This is a genomic window from uncultured Duncaniella sp. (assembly GCF_910577345.1).
Taxonomy (GTDB): Bacteria; Bacteroidota; Bacteroidia; order Bacteroidales; family Muribaculaceae; genus Duncaniella.
This window is the reverse complement of the sequence record NZ_CAJTMT010000006.1, coordinates 42,144-64,011: the sequence shown is the minus strand read 5'-3', so window position 1 is coordinate 64,011 and position 21,868 is coordinate 42,144. Positions and strand designations below refer to the sequence as shown.

Genomic DNA, 21,868 nt, shown 5'->3' with positions numbered 1-21,868 from the left:
TCAACGGCAATTCAAGTCCCCCGCACTCCTGACAGACGCAGCAGGATTCCGACCGTCATAACCGGAATCAGCCATGCCCTCACTGTTCCGGATTGAGCTGGGCACGCATCTCCCGGATAATATTGACAGCACGCCGGTTGATAAACAATCCAATGCCGAGTCCGACAACCGCACCGGCAATGCAGCCGTAGAGATAGTAATCACCGAACACTTCAGAGAATGTGAAACACATATATATGGCCAACGGCAGTCCCAAAGCCATGCCAATGGCGCGCAGCCTTATGCGGTCGCGGTCAATGTTGGCAACCGTGAGAATCGCCTCGCGTACCGTCATTTCAGAAAAAGCCAGACGGCTGACGCGCCGATAAGCCCTGAAGTGCATCACACCCATAAAAATGAAGAATGCGATGGCAAGAATACCGAGCGTTGGCGACTCGTGAAGATACGGAATCATCAACAGCACACCGACACAGCAAATCTGCGAGAGCATACGGCTGATGTTGCCGAGGCGGTCACGCAGAGTTGTGACACGCCCGCGTTCAACACGCGAAAGTATGTCGTCGGTCACTCCTGCATGGTAATCCGGAGGAATGCTCATGGAGTTCCAATTGTTTTTCAGCTCGTTAATATCCATATATCGTGTCAGTGTTTAATCAAGGTTAGAAATCAATCTGTAAATTACTCTATTCATCGCGGTTGCCGCTGTCGACAAGCCGCTGCTTTATCCGTCTCAGACGGGTGGCCACGTTGTTTCTCGTAAAACCTGTGACCTCGGCAATCTCGTCGTAGCTTCTCTCGTCGAGCCACATCAGGATGATAGCCTTGTCGATTTTCGAAAGTTTTGAAATCAGACGATACATCTCCTGCAGTTGCTCATTCCTCACTCCGTCATCAGCCATAAGCCCGTCAGCCACATCAAGGGAAGTCATCTCGGAGGAGTGGCGGTTGTGTTTCCTGTAAAACGTCACGCAGGTGTTGAGCGCTGTGCGGTAGAGCCACGTCGAAAGCGCCGAATCGCCACGGAAAGAAGCAAGTCCCTCCCAGATATTGGCAAGCACCTCCTGATAGAGATCCTGGAAATGGTCACGGTCCGTGGCATACATATAGCACACCTTATACAGAAGCTGACGGTTGTCATTGACAATCGTCAGAAAGCGTGATTCCTTTTCGGTTGAAGCCATGTTCCTTCTGTGGTTTGGGTGCTTGCTGTAAATGGTGGATTACTATCGGGGAGAGGAGCTTTTCACTTCGTTAGACGCACTATTTCCCAAAAAGTTTCATGTCGGGTGTAACTTTTTCCGAAATAATGCGTCTAACCTCATAAAACCGCAGTTTAATAAACCCTTTAACCATCACTCAGCAAACTGACAATGGATATATTACAAGTTGAAAACGTCAGCAAAGCATATTCGTCGCATCTCGCGCTCGACAATGTCTCGCTAAACGTCCCTGCCGGAGAGGTCTACGGACTTTTAGGCCCCAACGGAGCCGGCAAAACCACCCTCATCCGAATCATCAACCATATCACCGCCCCCGACAGCGGTCGTGTGATATTCGAAGGCCATCAGCTCACCCAGGCTGACGTCGAACATATCGGCTACCTTCCCGAAGAGCGCGGCCTCTATAAAAAGATGAAGGTCGGCGAACAGGCCGTGTTTTTCGCCCGTCTGAAGGGTCTTTCCAAGCAGGATGCCGTCCGCGAGCTAAGAAAATGGTTCGAGAAATTCGACATCCTTTCATGGTGGGACAAGAAGGTCGAGGAGCTTTCGAAAGGCATGGCGCAGAAAGTGCAGTTCATAGTCACTGTGCTTCACCGTCCGAAACTTCTGATTTTCGACGAACCGTTCTCCGGCTTCGACCCCATCAACGCCGCCTTGCTCAAAGAGGAAATCCTCAAACTCAAGGATGAAGGATCGACGGTGATTTTCTCGACCCACAACATGTCGTCAGTCGAGGAAATCTGCGACAACATCACCCTTATCAACAAGAGCCGCAACATCCTCAGCGGAAAGGTCGAGGAGCTTCGCCGTGAATATTTCGGCAACCGCTACGACATAACATTCGGTGGCGATGCGCGAACTCTGATGGAACGCCTCCAGCCACTTGCCGGTGACTTCTCGCTGCTCGAACCGGACGCGCAGGGCCGTCAGCGCCTCAACTTCCACCTCAACGATGGAGCATCACTGCGCGACGCAATCTCTGCCGCCAATGAGAGCGTTGTCATCGCGGGCCTAAACGAAAGCATCGCATCCATGAACGACATCTTCATCCGCGCCGTTAAAGAGGACAGCGGCAATCCAGCCTGACCTCAACACGGGTCAAAATCCCAACACAGACGGATATAACCAATCACAACAATCATCCACCGCACGATTCAGCTTCGCTTCCCGACAGAAAAACGGGTCCATGCGTCACGAATCATGCACTACAAATCAACTTCTATGTCAAAAATAGGTATAGTGATCGAGCGCGAATACATGGAGCGCGTAAAGAAAAAAAGCTTTATCATCACGACAATAATAATGCCGGTGCTGATGCTTGCACTCATGGTGCTTCCGGCCATAATCATGAATTTCGTGGATTCATCGGCCACGACTGTCTCGGTCATCGACAACAGCAACAAAATCCTTCCCGGACTTAAAAGTTCAAAATCCCTGACCTTCCTACCTGCTACAGATGTGACAGTCGATTCGGCACTTACGCGCGACGGAGTGGACGCTGTGCTCGTAATCCCCGAAAACATCCTCACAGCCAACCGCACAAGTCTCAAATTCTATTCCAACGGTCCCTCTTCGATAAGCACAGAGTCTGACATCACCGGTCAGATTAATGACATCATCGAAAGTGAACGTCTGAAAACCTACAACATCAACAATCTCGACCAGATTCTCGAAAGCGTCAAAAGCGATGTCAGCCTCACCACAGTCCGTGCTGACAAGGACAGCGAAGAGAGCAATTCTTCGGCGTTCAGCTACGGAGTCGGCATAGCCATGACTTTCGTGCTCTACATGTTCCTGCTCATCTACGGACAGATGGTTATGACCTCCATTATCGAGGAGAAGGGCAACCGTGTGCTTGAAGTCGTGGTTTCGTCCGTGAAACCCGCACAGCTCATGATGGGTAAGATTATCGGAGTGGCCCTTGTGGCGGTCACCCAGATTCTCATCTGGGGTGTGCTCCTCGCGGCAATGTCGGCCTACCTTCTTCCGGCCCTCATCCCTGCCGATGCGATGGCCGACGTGGCTGCCGTCCAGAGCGGTCACTTCGATCAGGTCAGCGACACATCGTCCATTGAAATCATCCAGGCAGTCGGTATGCTCGGCAACGTCGGCCATATCATCTCGCTCATAGCCCTCATGACTGTCTTCCTCATCTTCGGCTTCCTCCTCTACTCTTCCATCTTCGCAGCCGTAGGTTCGTCGGTCGACAATATTCAGGATGCAAGCCAACTGACTTCGTTCGCCGTGTTCCCGATCATCTTCGGTCTCATCTTTGCGATGGTCGCTGCCGCCGATCCTATGGGCAGCGTGGCCTTCTGGATGTCGATGTTCCCGCTGACGTCACCGATGGTCATGGTAGCGCGCATCCCGTTCGGCATCCCGACATGGGAAATCATCCTCTCGCTCGTGCTTCTTGCCGCAGGATTCCTCGCCATGGTCTGGCTTGCAGGCAAAATCTATCGCGTCGGCATCTTCATGTATGGCAAAAAGCCGACAATCAAGGAACTCATGCGCTGGGTCAGCTACAAGTAATCCACTGACACAGACGTCGCCTGAAACAACATGACGGCGAAAAAGTATCCGGGTGAAGAAGAAACGTAGAGATTGGGGCGAATCAACCCTAAAATCCGTTTCTTCTCCACCCGGATACTTTTAGTGGCTCTTGATTCCGACCAATGGCATTCTTATTTGCCATATTGACTGAAAATTCGTATTTTTGCATTAATATAGAGGTATGCGCGCGCAAGCGATTAAACTTTTAGCCTGTTCGCGTGTCTAAACTATAAGATGCATTAAAACAAATCTCTCACTTCTCAGCATATCTCACACAATGAACTTCAAGCGATTTACATTTTTTATGGCAAGTGCTCTTGCCGCAGTCGGTGTCATGTCGGCCCAGTCATACTTTGACGACGACATCTACTACAACCCGGCCAAGGCGACAAAGAAGCCTGTCACCACCAACAATTCATCCGCAAAAAAGAACACGGTGATTGTCTATGACTATCCATCGGCCGACACTTACACCGTCAACGGTACGCGCTCAATAAGCGTGGACGACTACAACCGTCGCGGTATCTTCGCTACCGACTCTCTCAGCGCGGACACAACTGCGACCGACTTCGCCTACACCCGACGCATCGAGCAGTTCTACAATCCCGAGATTGTAAGCGGCTCAGGCGACAAGGAACTGGCAAACATATACTATATGGAACCCGACGAGGTCAACATCTATGTCAACACTCCGACCTCTTATTGGGGCTATGACTATTTCTACCCCTACAGCGCATGGACATCTCCCTACTGGTACAACAACTACTGGCGTTGGAATTCAAGCTGGTATTGGGGCTCATGGTATGATCCCTACTGGTCATGGGGTTGGGGTCCGTCATGGGGCTGGGGTCCCGCTTGGGGTCCGTCGTGGGCCTGGGGACCGTCATGGGGTTGGGGTCCCGGCTGGGGTCCGTCGTGGGGTGGTCCGTCATGGGGCGGTGGTCGTCCCTACAACCCGCGTCATCCGGGTGCTCTCGGCCATCTTCCCAATGGGTCAGGCGCTCCGACTGTCGGTTCGCGTCCGTCAATCAACTCCAACCGCCATCCCGGTGCCAACAACAATTTTGTCGTAAACCGTCCGACTACAAGTAATCGTCCCGGTGTCAGCGGCAACCGTCCCTCGACCGGCAACCGTCCGGGTGTCGGTAGCCGTCCCTCGACAACCAACCGCCCGTCGGTCAACAACAATAACAACAGCTACAACCGTCCGAACTACAATACGAACAATTCCAACAACAGTTACAACCGACCCTCAACCACCAACGGCGGCCGCTACAACGGCGGCAGCTACTCAGGTGGCAGCCGTGGAGGATTCGGCGGCGGATCAACCGGAGGTAGCCGCTCATCCGGTGGCGGACGTGGCCGTCATTAATGCACTATCAAAAAACGATGCAACAGTGATAAATCATTTTGTCTATTAGAAACTCACAAACTTCAGCTCTTATGAACAAGACACTCTTAGCAGGGATGCTGGCAGCTCTTCCGGGAGCAATGATGGCTCAATCAGCTCTTGATGCCTACTCTGTCTCGCAAAACGATCTGCGGGGAAGCGCGCGCTTCATGTCAATGGGCGGCGCCTTCACCGCACTCGGCGGCGACATCTCGACCCTCAACCAGAACCCCGGCGGTATAGGCGTGTATCGCAGCAGCGACCTTTCGGCCACTCTCGACATCACCATGCAGTCGGCAAAATTCCGCGCAGGTGGAATGACCAACACCGAGAACCACACCAACGTTGCCTGCAACAGCTTCGGTTATGTCGGCACCGTAAACCTCGGCTCAAACTCGGCTATGCCATTCTTCAACTGGGGCGCAAGCTATTCGCGCGTGGCATCATTCGACCGCCGTTACAGAGGAAGCATGGGTGCCATCGGCACATCGCTGACCAACCTCGTGGCTGACTATACCTCAGCCGATGGATATACACCCGGCGAAATGTCGTTTGGCGACAAGTACAGCCCGTATCTCGACTCATCCGCTCCCTGGTCAAGCATTCTTATGTTTCAGGGTGGTGGCATAAGCCCGCTCTCCCCCGGTTCAAATTCATATACCGGCCTTTTTGACTACAACGAAAAAACCGGTTCAACCGGTTCGGCTGCAATCGACATTGAAGAAAAGGGCCACATTGACGAATACTCCATCAACTTTGGTGGCAACATCTCCGACGTGGTCTACTGGGGTATCGGTTTCGGCATCACCGACATTGACTACAAGACCCGCGCCTTCTACAGCGAGAGCATCGACAACGCGTTCGCTCCCGGCGTAGATCTCAATAAGGAACCGACCTATACCAGAGGTGATGCAGCTTACACCCTTGACAACTTCAAACACATCTGGGGTAGCGGTTTCAACTTCAAGGCCGGTTTGATTTTCAAGCCTGTCAATGAATTCCGCCTCGGTATCGCAGTCCACACCCCGACATACTATAATCTCTCTTACGAGGGTGGCGCTACGATGAGCTACGACTATCAGGCCGCTGCCTACAACGGCGAACCTTACAACGGCTCGGTCATGACCGACGAAGGCTATCTTGATGAATTTGATTGGAAGACCCGCTCTCCTTGGCGACTTATGGTCGGTGCTGCCGGTGTTATCGGCGGACGTGCCATCATCAGTGCCGACTATGAATATCGCGCTACCAACGACATCAAGGTTCAGGATTTCAACGGCAACGACTATCGTGATCTCAATGAAGATGTCAAGACTTACTACAAGGCTCAGAACATCATGCGCCTCGGCCTTGAATATCGCGTGACTCCGCAATTCAGCGTCCGTGCCGGTTATGTCTATGAGACTTCACCCGTCACTCAGGAAGCCATGGACGGATACTCCATGACCGCCAACGGTCCTACAGCCAATTATGTATTCACCGGTGGTGCAGACGATACTGAGACCCTCCCCTCCTACACCTTCGACAAGACCACGCAGTATATCACCTGCGGCCTCGGTTACCGCTACAAGAATTTCTACGCTGATGCTGCCTACGTCCATCGTTCGCGCAAGAGCAAATTCAGTGCCTTCACTGACTACAATGAAAATTCAACCGGCGACCTCATCCTCGCACCGACAGGCTCTATCAGCGATAACAATAACTCAGTCGTCCTCACCGTCGGATTCCGTTTCTAACCGCATCCACTCCCACTTATCGTAAATGGCAAAAAAGTCTTCGCGGCCTGCCCGACGCAGAGTTGCGGAAGAAAGCGAAAGCATTGACCTCAACAATCCCGAATTCATAAAGGCTTGGGAATTGTTGCAACATACCAGACAGTCGATTTTCCTTACCGGCAAAGCCGGAACGGGAAAATCGACTTTCCTGCGTTACATCACCGCGCATACCCACAAAAAGTTTGTTGTCCTCGCGCCGACGGGCATAGCAGCCGTCAATGTCGGAGGTGTGACTCTCCACTCCTTCTTCCGCATACCGTTCAAGCCCATCACCCCCGATGACCCCGACTTCAAACCCGACCGCATCAAGCAGCGGATGAAGTATCCGGGAGCGCTCGTCAAACTCATCCGTGAGGTCGAGCTGATTATCATTGATGAAATCTCGATGGTCCGCGCGGACATCATTGACTTTGTCGATCTCCTCCTGCGCACCTATTCCGGCAATCAGCGCGAACCCTTCGGCGGAAAACAGCTTTTGCTCGTAGGCGATGTGTTTCAGCTCGAACCGGTCCTTACCGGCGACATGCGCGACATACTCCGCAAATACTACCGCGATTCCTTTTTCTTCTCCGCTCATGTATTCGAACGCATCCACCTTGTCCCCATCGAACTCCGCAAGATTTACCGACAGAGCGAAGGGGATTTCGTGGAGTTGCTCGACCGTATCCGCATGGGGACGGTCAGCCGCGAAGACATAGCCCACCTCAATTCCCGCTGTCTGCCTCCCAACCTTCTCGATGCCGACCTCCACGCCTCAAAACCGACCATGACTCTCGCATCGCGCCGCGACATGGTGGACCATATCAACGAAACGCGCCTTAACGCCATCGAGCGTCCACTCGTCACTTTTGTTGGCACCATCAAGGGGGATTTTCCGGAAAATTCACTTCCGACCGACCTTGAGCTTTCGCTGAAAGAGGGCGCACAGGTGGTGTTCATCAAGAACTCCCCCGACAAACTGTGGGTCAACGGTACTATCGGCACTGTCGAGACTCTGACCAAGGATCTTCTTGAAGTTAGACTCGAAAATGGCGATGTCCATGCCGTTGAGCCCGAAAAATGGTCAAACATCCGCTATATCTACGATGCCAAGACAAAGAAAATCAATGAGGAGGAACTCGGGAGTTTCACCCAATATCCCGTCAAACTTGCTTGGGCATTGACCATCCACAAAAGCCAAGGGTTGACGTTCAACAATGTCATCATCGACATAGGGCGCGGTGCTTTCACGGGAGGTCAGACCTACGTCGCTCTCTCGCGTTGCCGCAGCTTCGAGGGAATGGGACTGCGTTCGACCGTGGCCGACCGCGACATCTTTGTCAACCCTGCAATCATCAACTTCAGCCGTTCGTTCAACGACCCCATCCTCATCGACGAGGCAATGCGCAAAGCCCATGCGGATGAATGTTACCTGAAAGCGATCTCTAAAGCCGACAAAGGAGAACTTGCCGATGCCTTCGACCTCTTTGTGGAGGCAAGCAAATCATGGCCGTTGCTTGAAAACGGAAGCGCCATGCGTCTTGCCAGACGCAAGCTCGGAGTTGTCGACAAGATGAAGCAACGCATCGCCGAACTTGAAGCAAGGATTGAAGCCGACTCGCAACGTTTCGCCGACATGGCGCGCGAATACTGCTCACTCGGCGACGACTGCCGTCTCGACGACATGCCTCTACCGGCAATCGCCAACTATGACAAAGCCCTCACCCTACTCCCCGACCACCAGCCCGCACTCTATGGCCGCGCCCTTGCCAACATGACATTGGAGGACTATACAAGTGCCATCCGCGATTTCGAGAACGTCATCCGGCAAGAACCCGACCACTTCGATGCACTTGTGCGCATGGGGCTCGCATATTTCAATCTCTCTGACCCGCACAACGCGATGGACCGCTGCCTCGTCGCACTCAACCTGAGCGAGACAAACGACTATCCACGCCCGGCACTCTCTACCCTTCACTCACTCCTTGCCGACATCTACGACTCCATCGGCGACCCCTCCTCCGCCCATCACCACCGCGAGATAGCCAAACGCCTCAAGCGTTAATATTGCACTGCAAAACAGTCCAAGGGACCATTAAATCCGGCCGCAGAAATACACACATGCGGATAACCTACGCAGCAGGTACACACATGCGGGTAACCTATGCAGCAGGTACACACATGCGCATAACCTATGCAGCAGGTACACACATGCATACTGCCACATGCATGAGATGCCCACATATATGATAGGAGCTGCCGCGGGTGTCCGATAGGACACCGATTTTTCCGTAACCCCGTACATCGGAGCGGAGCGTAGATGTGCGGGGAAAGATCATCTCTCAAAAAAAGATGTCCGGAGGACATCGATTATCGTGTCAGAAAGGCTATCCAGAATGGTAAATCGGTGTCTTACAGACACCATTCTATATAGAACTTGGACTTTCCCTGCACATCTTCGCTTCGCTTCGATGTACAGGGTTACGAAAAAATCGATGTCCTGCGGACATCCAAGCCTGATTCACTTTTTCATAATTTTGTCGTATATATTTGTATTACACGGATTTATAAAGGTTTTATTTTACTTTTTTTACGATTAGACCTATAATATACGCCCGGCATAAACAAATCAAGGTAAAAAAATAAACCCGCTACTCTCGAAAGAGTGCGGGTTATTTCTTCAACAGCCATTACTGACTGTCTGCTTTCATGCCGATAGTTATTCAGCAGCGGGAGCTTCCTCTGCGGGAGCCTCAGCAGCCTCAGCTTCAGCAGCGGCGGCAGCGGCTTCAGCTTTCTTCTTAGCCACTTCCTCGGCCTTAGCCTTGTTCTTAGCCACTTCAGCCTCGAAGCGGTTCTTTGCCTCAAGCTCCTTCTTGTCGGCCATAGAGGCACGGAGTTTGTCGACAGTCTGCTGCTTCTGAGCCTTCCAGGCATCAAAACGACGCTGTGCTTCTGCCTCGTCGAATGCACCCTTCTTGACACCACCCTGAAGGTGCTTCATGAGAAGTACGCCTTCGTTTGAGAGGATAGTGCGAACAGTGTCGGTGGGCTGTGCGCCAACGTTTACCCAATACAAAGCACGCTCGAAGTTCAAAGTTACTGTAGCAGGATTAGTGTTCGGATTATAAGAACCTATCCTTTCAATAAATTTACCATCTCGTGGTGCCCTGCTATCGGCGATTACAATAGGATAGAACGCATAGTTCTTGCGACCATGGCGTTGCAGTCTGATTTTAGTTGCCATTAATTATTGTGATTTGTATTGATTTAATTCGGCTGCAAAGTTAGGGATTTTACCCCAATCGGCCAAACATCTTTTATGTGCTGTAACGCGCAATTCGTTTGTTTAACTATTTTTAACAACCCAACAATCTTTATAAAAAGAAAAAGGGATGGCCCGGAGCCTCTGATTGATGACGACTATTTACAATTGGGAGCTAACATTTTGCGGAGACCGGTTAAAGTCTGTTTCAACGGCTCCACAGTCCGGACCATCCCGGAAAGTGCATCTATCACAGATGTTACTATTCGGTGTGTCTATCAGTCTGTTTTGCTGATGGATTTAGAGAGTGCTTAACTACATTCACTTTGGTATCAGCCACCCCCTTAATCAGTTTGAGTGCGGATTGCGCGGATGGTAGAGCCATCCGCGATATTTCTTGCCCATGCCTCTGACCACTCTGTGCCAATAGGCATCCTCTTCGCCTGTCAACACTGTGTCAAGCGAGGGTATATCAGTTACAGCCCAAACATTTTTCAACAGTTCGCCATCAAGCTGCTCCACATCCCAACCGCTATAGCCGAGGAAAAATCTCAGATGGCCATCGGTGGAATAGCCGTCGTTTACGATAGACAAGACAGTCTCGAAATCTCCACCTATATATAGACCGGGGGTCACTTCACGCGAATCCGGAATCAGTTCGCCGAGCGTATGCATGAAGTAAAGACGGTCACACGACATCGGCCCTCCGCAATAAATCGGAATCGGTGTCTTTGCCTTGACAGAGGGCAACACATCCTGAAGAGTGTAGCTCGTAAGATTGTTGAGGACTATCCCCATTGCCGAACCGCGAGGTTCGTAGTCGACAAGACAGATGACTGCATGGTGGAAGTAGCGTTCCCTGAGGAACGGCTCTGCGACAAGAAGCGAACCGGGACGCGGGATGCATCTCGTGTTGATGTCTATATTGAAAAGTAGTGATTCGAAATCTATCATGGTAATACCGTTCGCCTCCTGACTTTGATCGTGTATAAATATTTGTTGCTGATTGTGCGTTAAGCGTTCTGGTTTTCCGCCCAATAAACTTACACCATAAAATTAGGCTTTTTATACCGTATTTCCTAACAAAAACAGTTAAAAATAGAACATTGTACCCATAATTGGGACAATTTTTCATTTATAGTGCCAATTCAGTTCAACTTTTGCCCAATCATGCTACGGTCATCAGCCATTACATGAATTGCATCAGAAGCTTTAGAAGATATTTAATATATAGGAAAGAGGCAGGGAGCGAAGTCAGCCGGACACCATGTCCCTGCAACTTTCGCTCCCTGCATGTACTTTCAGGTCTGCCAATATACTTTTCAGTCTTTATCTTCCTTCATGAACATTCCTCATGCAAGCTCTCCGATGAGAGTGGCTGAAGACGAGTCCACAACGCGGACCTTTACAGTGTCACCGACACGATAGTTGCCGCGGGGGAAGACAAGAGTCTTGTTCTGTTGGTTACGTCCTACGAACTGCTCCTTCGAACGCTTCGACACACCCTCGACGAGCACATCGAACACCTTCCCGACATCGCGGGCATTGCTCTCACGCGACAGTTCGTTCTGAAGAGCAATCATGCGGTTCAGACGGTCAATCTTCACATCCTCCGGCACATTGTCGGGCATCGTACGCGCCGCCAACGTCCCCGGACGTTCAGAATACTTGAACATAAACGAAGAATCAAAACCGACCTCACGCATGAGCGACAGTGTATCCTGGAAATCCTCCTCGGTCTCATCATGGAAACCGGTGAAAAGGTCGCTCGATATACCGCAGTCGGGAATGGCACGACGTATGGCGGCAATGCGGTCAAGATACCATTCGCGGGTATATTTGCGGTTCATCGCCTTCAACACCTTGTTGGAACCTGACTGGACAGGAAGGTGGATATGCTTGCAGAGATTCGGACGCGAGGCAATCATGTCGATGGTCTCGTCGCTCATGTCCTTGGGATGGGAAGTGGTGAAACGGATACGCATGTCGGGAGCGGCATCTGCCACCATTCCGAGAAGCTTCGGGAAGTCGACAACTTCACCTTCGGGAGTCGTATAGGAATAACTGTTGACATTCTGTCCGAGCAGCGTGGCCTCCTTGAAGCCGCGGGCACGCAGGTCGGCAAGCTCGGCAAGGATACTGTCGGCACTGCGCGAACGTTCGCGTCCACGGGTGTAGGGGACGATGCAGTAGGAGCAGAAATTGTTGCAGCCGCGCATGATGCTGATGAAGCCCGACACAGGATTGCCTGTGATTCGCGCGGGAATAATGTCGCGATAGGTCTCGGTGGTGCTCAGTTCGACATTGACAGCCTTCTCTCCGGCTTCGACTGATGCGAAGAGGTTAGGCAGGTCGAGATAGGAATCCGGACCGGCCACGAGGTCGACACCATGTTTGCTGACAAGTTCCTCCTTGACGCGCTCAGCCATACAGCCGATAACACCCACAATCAGGCGCGAGGCATCCTTCGGACGCTTGCGGCGAAGCGATGAGAGATAAGCGAGACGAGACACAATCTTCTGCTCCGCATTGTCGCGGATGGAGCATGTGTTGAGAAGCACCGCGTCAGCCTCCTCAACGGTCGGGACAATCTCATAGCCGACTGTCTCCAGAACGGAAGCAACGACTTCGCTGTCGGCCACATTCATCTGGCAGCCGTAGGTTTCAATATGTAATTTGCGTGATAAACTCATAATTTATAAGTAGATTCTTTGGCTATAAGCGCAAGATTCCGTAAATTTGTCTGCAAAATTACGAAAAACCGCGCAATGGAAAAAATAATATTATTCCTGATTGTCTTCGGTATCGGTTCGCTCTTCGAATATCTCAAAAAGAAAGGTAAGGAAAGGGCGGAATCTCCACGCGCGGCTACTCCGCGCCCGACGGCTCACTCCGGTAATCCAACGGCTATCAACCAATTTTTAAACTTGCGTTACGGACTCAATGTGAGCAATCCCACTGTCACCGTAAGGCCCGATGAAGCCTCTGTCAGTGAAAAAGAGGAAACTGCCGCCCCCCGACCAATGTCTTCCCCCTTCCTCCCCGGCGAACGTCATGCCGTCACCACACCGAAAACCGATGATGTCCCGATGGAGCTGACAGAGCTTGAAGAACTTCCGGAAATCACCGACAAACGGCCGACTGAAACCGACAGCGCTACAGCAGCGCACTACGAACGTTGGCGACGCGCCATCATCGACACCACGATTCTGACACCGAAATTCAACTCTCCATCATAATCAACCTCCCCCTACCCTCTCACCATCACCGAAAATCAAATTTCAATCATAAACAAATTCCTTCTACTCCTCCGCTTAATTCAGAAAAAAGAAAATTATGAAATTTCCCATCCTGACTCCCGAAGAGGCAGCCGATCTGTTTTTCAACGAAGCCAAATGTGGATTTTCCGGCTTCACCGCTCCCGGTTCGCCCAAAGTAGTAACTCAGGCAATAGCCGCGAAGGCCGAAAAGCTCCATGCCCAGGGTGAACCTTTCAAAATCAACATTATCACCGGTGCATCGACCAGCGACAACTGCGACGGTGTCCTCGCACGCGCCAATGCTATCGGCAAGCGCACACCCTACCAGAATCACCCCGATCTGCGCAAGCGCATCAACTCTCACGATGCACACTACTTTGACCTTCATCTTTCGGAAGCTGCCCAGAAACTCCGCTACGGTTTCTTCGGCGAACTTGACCTTGCCATCATCGAGGTTTCCGACATTCAGGATGACGGTACTGTAGTTGTCGGCACAGGCGTGGGCAACGTTCCCACCATTGCCCGCATGGCCAAGAAAATCGTCATTGAGCTCAACGAGAAACTCCGCCATGCTCTCTACGGTCTCCACGACATCTATCTCCCCCTCGATCCCCCCAACCGCACAGAAATTCCTATTTTCAAGGCAAGCGACCGCATCGGTTCTCCCGTCCTCAAGATTGACCCTGAGAAGATTGTCGGCGTTGTCATGAGCGACCACTATGAGGGTGTCAAGGCTTTCACTCCGCTCGACGACACTACCAAGCAAATCGGTGCCAACGTCTGCCGTTTCCTCATCGAAGAACTTCGCCGCGGTGGCATTCCCAAGACCTTCCTTCCTCTCCAGTCAGGTGTGGGCAACGTGGCAAACGCCGTCCTCTACGGCCTTGCCGATGCCAAGGAGATTCCTCCCTTCGAAATGTATACCGAGGTAATTCAGGACGCTGTTATCGACCTCATGAAGCAGGGCCGTTGCAAATTCGGTTCCACCTGTTCGCTCACCGTTTCCAACGAGGTTGAGGATGAAGTCATCAGCAACATCGAATTCTTCAAGAAGCATGTTGTTCTCCGTCCTTCGGAAATCTCCAACAACCCCGAGGTCATCCGTCGACTTGGTGTAATCTCCATGAACACCGCCCTTGAAGCTGACATCTTCGGCAACATCAACTCGACCCACGTCACCGGCACACGCATGATGAACGGTATCGGCGGTTCAGGCGACTTCACACGCAACGCCTACATCTCGATCTTCTCCTGCCCCTCAATCACCAAGGAAGGAAAGATTTCCAATATCGTCCCCATGGTGTCGCACGTCGACCACACCGAACACTCTGTCGACATCATCGTGACTGACCAGGGTATCGCCGACCTCCGCGGCCTCGATCCGGTAGAGCGCGCACACGAAATCATCAACAACTGCGCCCACCCCATCTACCGCGAACTCCTCCGCGACTACCTCAAGCTCAGCACCCGTGGCGGTCAGACTCCCCACACCCTCCATGCAGCCCTCGCCTTCCACACTGAGTTCCTCTCATCAGGCGACATGCGCAACGTTGACTGGTCGAAATTCGCATAATCAATCTTTTCAAGATTATAACCGACACTAAATCGGGCATGGTCAAAGTTTGACCATGCCCGATTTGTCTATCCATCATAAATAGTCCGTAATTGACGGCGCATTAAATTCGTATAATCTGAAAAAGGCACAGAACGACAGAAGGCCAGAAGACACAAAGATTAATTTCAAGGAAATTATAACTTCTCTTGCATTTGACTTTTGGGTGCTTTTGCATCTCTTTTTACCGTATATGAATCGGATTTTCTGATTGACCCGATATGTGAAACCGGAAAGTCATACAAAATCCACAGGGGCGGAAGAAACAATTCCATCTGTTTCTTCCGCCCCTGTGGATTATCTTAGCGTCTATCGGAGAGCATCAGTCAAACACGCCCTCCATTGTAGTATCCTCGGCATTAGTGTCGGGATTGACTTCCTCCTCATACATGCCATAGAACTCTTTCTCACAGAGATTCACATCGGCGGGGAAATCAAACTTGGCGCTCTGCGAATAGTTGAGCGACTTGTCAGCGTAAACCTTCTTCATGAAACGGCCATAGATAGGAAGCGCCATCGACGCACCCTGACCGTAGGCCATGGTGTTGAAGTGAATGAAGCGTTCGTCACCGCCAACCCATGTTCCGGCCACAAGGTTGGGAGTAAAGCCCATGAACCATCCGTCGGCGTTATAGTTGGTCGTACCGGTCTTGCCACCCATCTCGGCAGTCAGTCCGAAGCGCGAACGGACACGATGGGCAGTACCCTCGTTGACCACATTAAGCAGCATGGACAGGATACGGTAGTATGCCTTTTCACTGATGACCTCCGTGTGGCGCGGCGAGAATTCCGATATGATGTTGCCGTTGTTATCGGCGATAGCAGTCACAAACATGGGATCAACGCGCATACCGTTGTTGGCAAAGGCCGAGTAGGCTGTCACCATCTCCTTGACGGAGACATCCGCCGGGCCGAGACAGAGCGACATCACCGGAGGCAATTCCGCAGTGATACCGAAATTGTGCATTGTTCTGACAAGCGAAGGGGGCGAAAGCTGCGAGATGAGACGTGCCGAAATCCAGTTGTTGGAGTTGGTAAGCGCCCATCGGAGGTCAACCATCTCGCCCACACGGGCTGATCCGGCATTACGCGGTGCCCACACGTTTCCGGCTTCGTCTGTCAGGACAGGCTGGGTATTGGAGAAAACGTCGCAGGGAGTATAGCCCTCCTCCATCGCGTATGTATAAAGGAAAGGTTTGACGGTCGAACCGATCTGACGGCGGCCTGTCGACACCATGTCATATTGGAAATACGAGAAGTTCGGGCCACCGACGTATGCCTTGATATGACCGTTGAGCGGATCCATCGCCATGAAACCTGTGCGGAGGAAGTGTTTGTTGTAAAGCACCGAGTCGAGAGGTGTCATGATTGTGTCGACCGAACCATTGTAGGTGAACACCTTCATCTCGCGTGGAGTATTGAACGCACGGTCTATTTCCTCACGCGAGGCACCGGCCTTGGTCATCACACGATAACGGTCGGTGTTCTTCATCGCGTTGCGCACAAGGTGGTTCCTGCGGATTTCCGAAAGTTCCGCACGGTCGGAGGTGTAAGGCGCACCCTTTGTCCCACGTTTCTCGCGGAAGAAGGCTGGCTGGAGATAGTCGCCGAGATGTTCGGCCACAGCCTCCTCAGCATACTCCTGCATACGGGAGTCAATGGTGGTGTAGATTTTCAGACCATCGGTATATATGTCATACTTCGAACCGTCGGGTTTGGGATTCTTCTCAATCCATCCGAAGAGCGGATTGGTTTCCCATGCGATTGAATCGTCGATGAACTTCTGGGTTTCCCATCCACGGTAGTTCTCGCGCTCAGGCTTGTGGGCACGGAGCATACGGCGAAGTTCCTCACGGAAATATGGAGCGATACCATCCTTTGCATCCACACGGTTGAAAGTCAGTGTGAGCGGAAGAGCCGAGAGCGAGTCAAGCTCGGCCTTTGTGATTTTTCCGGCCTTCTCCATCTGAGCAAGCACCACATTGCGGCGCTGACGTGTGCGCTCGTTCTGACGCACAGGGTTATAGTAGGCGGGATTTTTCACCATGCCGACGAGAGTGGCGGCTTCCTCTATCTTAAGGTCCTTGGGAGCCTTGTTGAAATAGACATGCGCTGCGGATTTGATGCCGACGGCATTGTAGAGGAAGTCAAACTGATTGAGATACATCTTGATGATTTCCTCCTTCGAATAGTAGCGTTCGAGCTTCACTGCAATCATCCACTCAATCGGCTTCTGCATCGCGCGGGAGAGCACCCCCGAACTGTTGGGCGAATAGAGCTGCTTGGCAAGCTGCTGGGTGAGGGTCGAACCGCCACCGGCATTCTTGTTGCCCATCAGGACGGTCTTGAACAGCACACGGCCGAGACCGCGCATGTCAATACCCGAGTGGTCCTCGAAGCGCACATCCTCAGTCGAGATGAGAGCGTCGATGACGTAGGGCGACACTTCATCGAAATCAGCATAGACACGGTTGCCTGTACCGACAAAATAACGTCCGATCTCCTTGCCGTCCGATGAATAGAGCACCGAGGCAAAGCGGTCGGTAGGATTCTTCAATTCCTCAACAGGTGGCATATATCCAATGACACCGTTGTAGATAAAGAACAAGAATAGGAAGATACCGACGATGACGGAGAAAAATATAATCCACATCGTGGCAATTAGCCCGCGATGACGGCGGGGCTTCTTGGCCTTTGCCGCCACAGACCTCTTCGGAGTCCTTTCGGCGGTATTCTGATGATTATTTTCTTGTTGTTTCATTATACCTTATAATATGTATTGGAGAGTAATACAAACCAAGATGCAAATTTACGAATTTTCCTTCAATATCACATAATCAAAATTCAAATGAACTACTAATCAAAATTCAATTAACTACATCTGTCAAATTCCGTTTTCCGATGAAATTTGACTTTGCCAATCCTGAAACAAATGCCGTCCGGACGTGTTTTTATTTTAGAGGGTGTTTAACAATAAATGTTAACCCGTGGGTTCCGTATTTCGGAGCAGATTTTCTGCTGCGTTGAGGGAGTGTACTTAATGTACACGACTGAGACAAAGCGGAAAAGATGCCCGAAAGACGGAAAGGCGAAGGTAACTTTTACAGATTAATCCATCCTCATGATAAAGAAAATAAACTTTAATGAAATACAATGAAACTATAATACCGTTGCCTCGGTTTCTCTTTGGCGCTTATCCCGCAACTCTTCGGTCGAGTGCCAATGGGCACACTCCCTCATCGTTACGGAATAATCACTCAAAGATAAACCGCCCACGGATTAACATTTATTATTAAACACCCTCTTAAAGACACGATTTGACTATTATGATACAATATCTTGGTGACATATTGAGAAACTATCCTACCCTGGCCGTATTTCTCACAGTCGGTCTGGGTTTTCTGTTGGGACGTGTGCGCATCGGTTCCTTCTCGCTCGGAAGCGTGACAGCCGTGCTGCTCGTCGGTGTCATTGTGGGACAATTCGAGATACCGATGTCAGGTCCGCTGAAGACAGTGTTCTTCATGATGTTTCTCTTCTCAATCGGCTACAGCGTAGGACCGGAGTTTTTCAAATCACTGCGTGGAACGGGCTTGAAACAAGTCTTGTTTGCTATTCTGATGAGTATGAGCTGTTTTGCCGTCACAATTGCCATTTCCTATATCATGGGCTATTCAAAAGGAGAGACCGTCGGACTTTTCTCCGGTTCACAGACATGCTCGTCGCTCATAGGTGTCGGCTCGGAAGCAATCATGAAACTGCCGATAGATCAAGGCATCAAGGATAAGGAAATAGCCATTATTCCTGTATGTTATGCCGTGACATATATCTTCGGCACTCTTGGAACAGTCATACTCTTGGGCAATTTCGGGCCAAAACTTCTCGGAGGCATCGAAAAGGTGCGCCAACAGGCAGTGGAACTTGAAAAAAGCCTCGAAAACGACTCATGGAAATCCGACCCTTCGAAACTTAATGCCCACCGTGGAATTTCATTCAGAGCCTACCGGCTGACCGGCGACCTGTTCAAAGGAGGACGCACCGTAGCCGAAGCGGAGACTTTTCTAAGTTCCATAGGGTTGCATGTCTACATCAGCCGTGTGCAGCAGGGCGACAAGATTTATGTCCCCACCCCATCCGATGTCCTTGGACCGGAGGACATCGCCGTCATCTGCGGTCCGAGAAAATACATGGTGAAGGTCGGCCAACATGCAGGAATCGAGGTCGAGAACCGCGAACTTCTCACCTACCCCGTAGGCCGTCTGCCGGTTCTTGTCACCTCACGCGACATCATAGGGCAGACCGTGGCAACCCTGATGGCCTCCCCGTTGATGCGCGGAATCTCCATCAGACGCATCAAACGCAAGGGCAAGGAAATCTCCGTCAAATCTTCGCGCCTTCTCGAACGCAACGACATGCTGACACTGATAGGCAACCCCGAAACACTCACTGAAGCCGGTCGCATGATTGGACACGCCGACCCTCCTACCACTGCGAGCGACCTGATGTTTGTCGGGCTTGCAATCTTCATCGGAGGATTCATAGGCACTCTTACCGTCTGGGTCGGCGGTGTACCTGTAAGCTTCGGAACCAGCGGTGGCGCACTCCTTGCCGGTATCGTTTTCGGATGGTTGCGCTCGAAACGTCCGACTTTCGGCCAGATTCCCTCTCCGGCCTTATGGATAATGAACAACCTCGGCCTCAACGTCTTCATTGCCGTGGTGGGCATCGAAGCGGCTCCATCGTTTGTATCTGGACTCCAGTCGGTTGGGTGGCTGCTTTTCGTGGCAGGAGCTGTCGGGACCACCATTCCACTGCTCTTCGGCCTATGGCTTGGCAACAAGGTGTTCAAATTCAATCCTGCAATCACACTCGGATGCTGCGCGGGGACACGCACATGCACCGCTTCGCTCGGCGCCGTGCAGGATGCAATCGGAAGCACCGTCCCGGCGATAGGCTATACCATCACCTACGCTGTCAGCAACATACTCCTCGTCGTGTGGGGCATGGTGACAGTCATGCTTGTGTAAATGAAAATCACACATACAAGCGCCTAATTTCCACGGCTTTTCATTAACTTTGCCGAAGGATAGACTGTAAGGGCAGAAAAATTTTTGTTCAGTCCCGTGCAGTCTTTCACCATTTTTCGCATCATTATTTTGAGAAATGGATACGGTGAAGCTAATCGGACAGTGCGCTGCGGGCGATAGAGATGCTATGGCCCGGCTTTATCATGCCTATTCCGGAAGAATGCTGAAGCTGATTGAACGCTACGTCAACGAACCGTCAGCCGCCGAAGACATTCTCCACGACGGATTCCTCGTCATCTTCTCACACATCTCCGAACTGCGCGCTCCCGAAAAGCTCGAATACTGGATGGGGACAATCATGAAAAACCTTGCCATCCAGTATCTCAGCCGCATAGAGGTAGCCACCGTACTTGAAGATATGGACGAACCGGCGGACAGCCCCGATATGAACGACATCCTATCATACAATGAATTGGAGGTCATCATCAACAAGCTTCCGGAAGGCTACAGGAAAATCTTCAAACTTGCAGTCCTCGAAAACAAGTCGCACAAGGAGATAGGCAAACTGCTCGGCATCGCGCCCCACTCGTCGTCATCGCAACTTGCCCGCGCAAAGGCAATGATGCGTAAACTCATATCCGAACGTCAGACCGCCCTCGCTCTGATGGTTCTCTTGTTATTACTTTCACCCATAGCACTCGTCATGTTCAAGACCGACATGAATGATATGAGCATGAATATAAGCCAAACGGTCGGAAGGCTTGTTGAAGAAACATCGGTGAAATCGGGAGATAATCTGTCTGTATCTCCTGAAAATCTTATTGCAGGAACCATTTCCTCCAAGAAAACGACAGCAACAAGCTCCAAGACCTCGCCTGATGTCCCCCGAACCACGAAAACAGAAGCCCCCGTGGAGGAAAGGATTGAAGCGAACGAGGAAAGAACAGATATTAAACATGAGGAAGAGCCTACAGTGCAGACGACGGAAGCGGACACTGCACGCACACATAAACTCACCGTTGAACCTGTCACCGGAAATGAATATCGGACCTACATCGCTACATCCGGCAGACGCCATAACAGTCGTCAAAACTGGAGTGTGGGATTGACATACAGCCTTAATACTGACAGATTTGCAAATGCCTCAGAAGGCAATGATTATACTGTAAATGGCCCATGGAATGATGGTAGTATATCAGGTTCAGACAAACCTACCATACCACCCGAGCCGGATTATTCCAACCCCGGAAATATCAAACGTGAGGCCCACCACAGCGTCCCGGTGACTTTCGGAATAAGCCTTAGCCGGAGTCTGTCGCCACGGACAAGTATTGAGACCGGTCTCAATCTCACCTACATGCGGAGCAATGTCTCGTTCGGTTTTGACAATCATAGCTGCATGGATGCCTTGGTAAAATCATATTATCTCGGCATTCCGGTCAAACTCAACTTCAAAATCGCCACTTACGAACAGATTTCCATTTATGGAAGCGGAGGAATGGCTGTCGACATACCCCTCAGTTCGACAACCCGCACGCTCTACAAAGCCTCATTCTTCTCCGCTCCGGCGATGAATCCGCGCACTCAATTCTCACTATCCGTCGGGCTTGGTCTGGACTATCGCCTGACGCGCTCCGTCAGCATCTATGCCGAACCTTCATTGCGATATTATCCCGCCAACGGCTCTTCACTCCCGACAATCCGCAGCGAACATCCCTTTGAATTCACCATCCCAATCGGACTGCGTTTCAATCTTTAAACAACCGGTCAAAATTTTTTCATGAAGT

General features: G+C 51.3%; 15 protein-coding genes. 9 read left to right on the top strand and 6 right to left on the bottom strand.

Features of this window, described 5'->3' with window-relative positions:
- Positions 1-79 precede the first annotated feature (79 nt).
- Both QZ310_RS04415 and QZ310_RS04410 read right to left on the bottom strand, forming a co-directional pair.
- A complete protein-coding gene (locus QZ310_RS04415) occupies positions 80-634 on the bottom strand; it encodes a hypothetical protein (RefSeq protein WP_297070780.1) in 555 nt (184 codons plus the stop codon).
- 49 nt (positions 635-683) lie between these two features.
- Positions 684-1,181 carry a sigma-70 family RNA polymerase sigma factor gene (locus QZ310_RS04410; RefSeq protein ID WP_297070778.1) on the bottom strand — a complete coding sequence of 166 codons (498 nt, stop codon included), beginning with the start codon at positions 1,179-1,181 and terminating at the stop codon, positions 684-686.
- A 189-nt stretch (positions 1,182-1,370) separates the two neighbouring features.
- On the opposite strand from QZ310_RS04410, the gene QZ310_RS04405 reads away from it, so the two are divergent.
- The 5 genes from QZ310_RS04405 to QZ310_RS04385 all read left to right on the top strand — a co-directional run bounded on the left by QZ310_RS04405 (position 1,371) and on the right by QZ310_RS04385 (position 8,982).
- The gene (locus tag QZ310_RS04405) at positions 1,371-2,306 is read left to right on the top strand and encodes an ABC transporter ATP-binding protein (RefSeq protein WP_297070776.1); all 936 of its coding nucleotides are present in this window, start codon (positions 1,371-1,373) and stop codon (positions 2,304-2,306) included.
- A 135-nt stretch (positions 2,307-2,441) separates the two neighbouring features.
- A complete protein-coding gene (locus QZ310_RS04400; RefSeq protein ID WP_297070773.1) occupies positions 2,442-3,752 on the top strand; it encodes an ABC transporter permease in 1,311 nt (436 codons plus the stop codon).
- Positions 3,753-4,077: 325 nt separating this feature from the next.
- On the top strand, positions 4,078-5,145 hold the full coding sequence (locus QZ310_RS04395) for a hypothetical protein (protein WP_297070771.1): 1,068 nt from the start codon (positions 4,078-4,080) through the stop codon (positions 5,143-5,145).
- Positions 5,146-5,216: 71 nt separating this feature from the next.
- Complete coding sequence (locus QZ310_RS04390; protein WP_297070769.1) at positions 5,217-6,899, top strand: hypothetical protein; 1,683 nt, start codon at positions 5,217-5,219, stop codon at positions 6,897-6,899.
- Between the two features lie 25 nt (positions 6,900-6,924).
- Positions 6,925-8,982, top strand: coding sequence for an AAA family ATPase (locus QZ310_RS04385; protein WP_297070767.1), 2,058 nt, complete (start codon positions 6,925-6,927; stop codon positions 8,980-8,982).
- 654 nt (positions 8,983-9,636) lie between these two features.
- On the opposite strand, the gene QZ310_RS04380 is transcribed toward QZ310_RS04385, so the two are convergent.
- The 3 genes from QZ310_RS04380 to miaB all read right to left on the bottom strand — a co-directional run bounded on the left by QZ310_RS04380 (position 9,637) and on the right by miaB (position 12,875).
- Positions 9,637-10,164 carry a 30S ribosomal protein S16 gene (locus QZ310_RS04380; RefSeq protein ID WP_297070765.1) on the bottom strand — a complete coding sequence of 176 codons (528 nt, stop codon included), beginning with the start codon at positions 10,162-10,164 and terminating at the stop codon, positions 9,637-9,639.
- A 366-nt stretch (positions 10,165-10,530) separates the two neighbouring features.
- Positions 10,531-11,136: a YqgE/AlgH family protein gene (locus QZ310_RS04375; RefSeq protein ID WP_297070763.1), complete on the bottom strand. Its 606-nt coding sequence runs from the start codon at positions 11,134-11,136 to the stop codon at positions 10,531-10,533.
- Positions 11,137-11,534: 398 nt separating this feature from the next.
- Complete coding sequence (gene miaB, locus QZ310_RS04370; RefSeq protein WP_297070761.1) at positions 11,535-12,875, bottom strand: tRNA (N6-isopentenyl adenosine(37)-C2)-methylthiotransferase MiaB; 1,341 nt, start codon at positions 12,873-12,875, stop codon at positions 11,535-11,537.
- Between the two features lie 75 nt (positions 12,876-12,950).
- On the opposite strand from miaB, the gene QZ310_RS04365 reads away from it, so the two are divergent.
- Both QZ310_RS04365 and QZ310_RS04360 read left to right on the top strand, forming a co-directional pair.
- The gene (locus tag QZ310_RS04365) at positions 12,951-13,421 is read left to right on the top strand and encodes a hypothetical protein (RefSeq protein WP_297070759.1); all 471 of its coding nucleotides are present in this window, start codon (positions 12,951-12,953) and stop codon (positions 13,419-13,421) included.
- Between the two features lie 97 nt (positions 13,422-13,518).
- A complete protein-coding gene (locus tag QZ310_RS04360) occupies positions 13,519-15,015 on the top strand; it encodes a succinate CoA transferase (protein ID WP_297070757.1) in 1,497 nt (498 codons plus the stop codon).
- A 361-nt stretch (positions 15,016-15,376) separates the two neighbouring features.
- On the opposite strand, the gene QZ310_RS04355 is transcribed toward QZ310_RS04360, so the two are convergent.
- A complete protein-coding gene (locus tag QZ310_RS04355; protein WP_297070900.1) occupies positions 15,377-17,707 on the bottom strand; it encodes a transglycosylase domain-containing protein in 2,331 nt (776 codons plus the stop codon).
- Positions 17,708-18,380: 673 nt separating this feature from the next.
- Here QZ310_RS04355 and aspT point away from each other — a divergent pair.
- Together aspT and QZ310_RS04345 are read left to right on the top strand one after the other, a co-directional pair.
- Positions 18,381-20,081: an aspartate-alanine antiporter gene (gene aspT, locus QZ310_RS04350; RefSeq protein WP_297070755.1), complete on the top strand. Its 1,701-nt coding sequence runs from the start codon at positions 18,381-18,383 to the stop codon at positions 20,079-20,081.
- 136 nt (positions 20,082-20,217) lie between these two features.
- Positions 20,218-21,840 (top strand): sigma-70 family RNA polymerase sigma factor, encoded by a 1,623-nt coding sequence (locus QZ310_RS04345; RefSeq protein ID WP_366141970.1) that lies wholly within the window; start codon positions 20,218-20,220, stop codon positions 21,838-21,840.
- The last annotated feature ends 28 nt before the right edge of the window (positions 21,841-21,868 follow it).

Excerpts from the sequence above, each read along its gene's own strand:
- QZ310_RS04415 (WP_297070780.1), bottom strand. The coding sequence starts at position 634 with ATGGATATTAACGAGCTGAAAAACAATTGGAACTCCATGAGCATTCCT.
- QZ310_RS04410 (WP_297070778.1), bottom strand. The coding sequence starts at position 1,181 with ATGGCTTCAACCGAAAAGGAATCACGCTTTCTGACGATTGTCAATGAC.
- QZ310_RS04405 (WP_297070776.1), top strand. The coding sequence starts at position 1,371 with ATGGATATATTACAAGTTGAAAACGTCAGCAAAGCATATTCGTCGCAT.
- QZ310_RS04400 (WP_297070773.1), top strand. The coding sequence starts at position 2,442 with ATGTCAAAAATAGGTATAGTGATCGAGCGCGAATACATGGAGCGCGTA.
- QZ310_RS04395 (WP_297070771.1), top strand. The coding sequence starts at position 4,078 with ATGGCAAGTGCTCTTGCCGCAGTCGGTGTCATGTCGGCCCAGTCATAC.
- QZ310_RS04390 (WP_297070769.1), top strand. The coding sequence starts at position 5,217 with ATGAACAAGACACTCTTAGCAGGGATGCTGGCAGCTCTTCCGGGAGCA.
- QZ310_RS04385 (WP_297070767.1), top strand. The coding sequence starts at position 6,925 with ATGGCAAAAAAGTCTTCGCGGCCTGCCCGACGCAGAGTTGCGGAAGAA.
- QZ310_RS04380 (WP_297070765.1), bottom strand. The coding sequence starts at position 10,164 with ATGGCAACTAAAATCAGACTGCAACGCCATGGTCGCAAGAACTATGCG.
- QZ310_RS04375 (WP_297070763.1), bottom strand. The coding sequence starts at position 11,136 with ATGATAGATTTCGAATCACTACTTTTCAATATAGACATCAACACGAGA.
- miaB (WP_297070761.1), bottom strand. The coding sequence starts at position 12,875 with ATGAGTTTATCACGCAAATTACATATTGAAACCTACGGCTGCCAGATG.
- QZ310_RS04365 (WP_297070759.1), top strand. The coding sequence starts at position 12,951 with ATGGAAAAAATAATATTATTCCTGATTGTCTTCGGTATCGGTTCGCTC.
- QZ310_RS04360 (WP_297070757.1), top strand. The coding sequence starts at position 13,519 with ATGAAATTTCCCATCCTGACTCCCGAAGAGGCAGCCGATCTGTTTTTC.
- QZ310_RS04355 (WP_297070900.1), bottom strand. The coding sequence starts at position 17,707 with ATGTGGATTATATTTTTCTCCGTCATCGTCGGTATCTTCCTATTCTTG.
- aspT (WP_297070755.1), top strand. The coding sequence starts at position 18,381 with ATGATACAATATCTTGGTGACATATTGAGAAACTATCCTACCCTGGCC.
- QZ310_RS04345 (WP_366141970.1), top strand. The coding sequence starts at position 20,218 with ATGGATACGGTGAAGCTAATCGGACAGTGCGCTGCGGGCGATAGAGAT.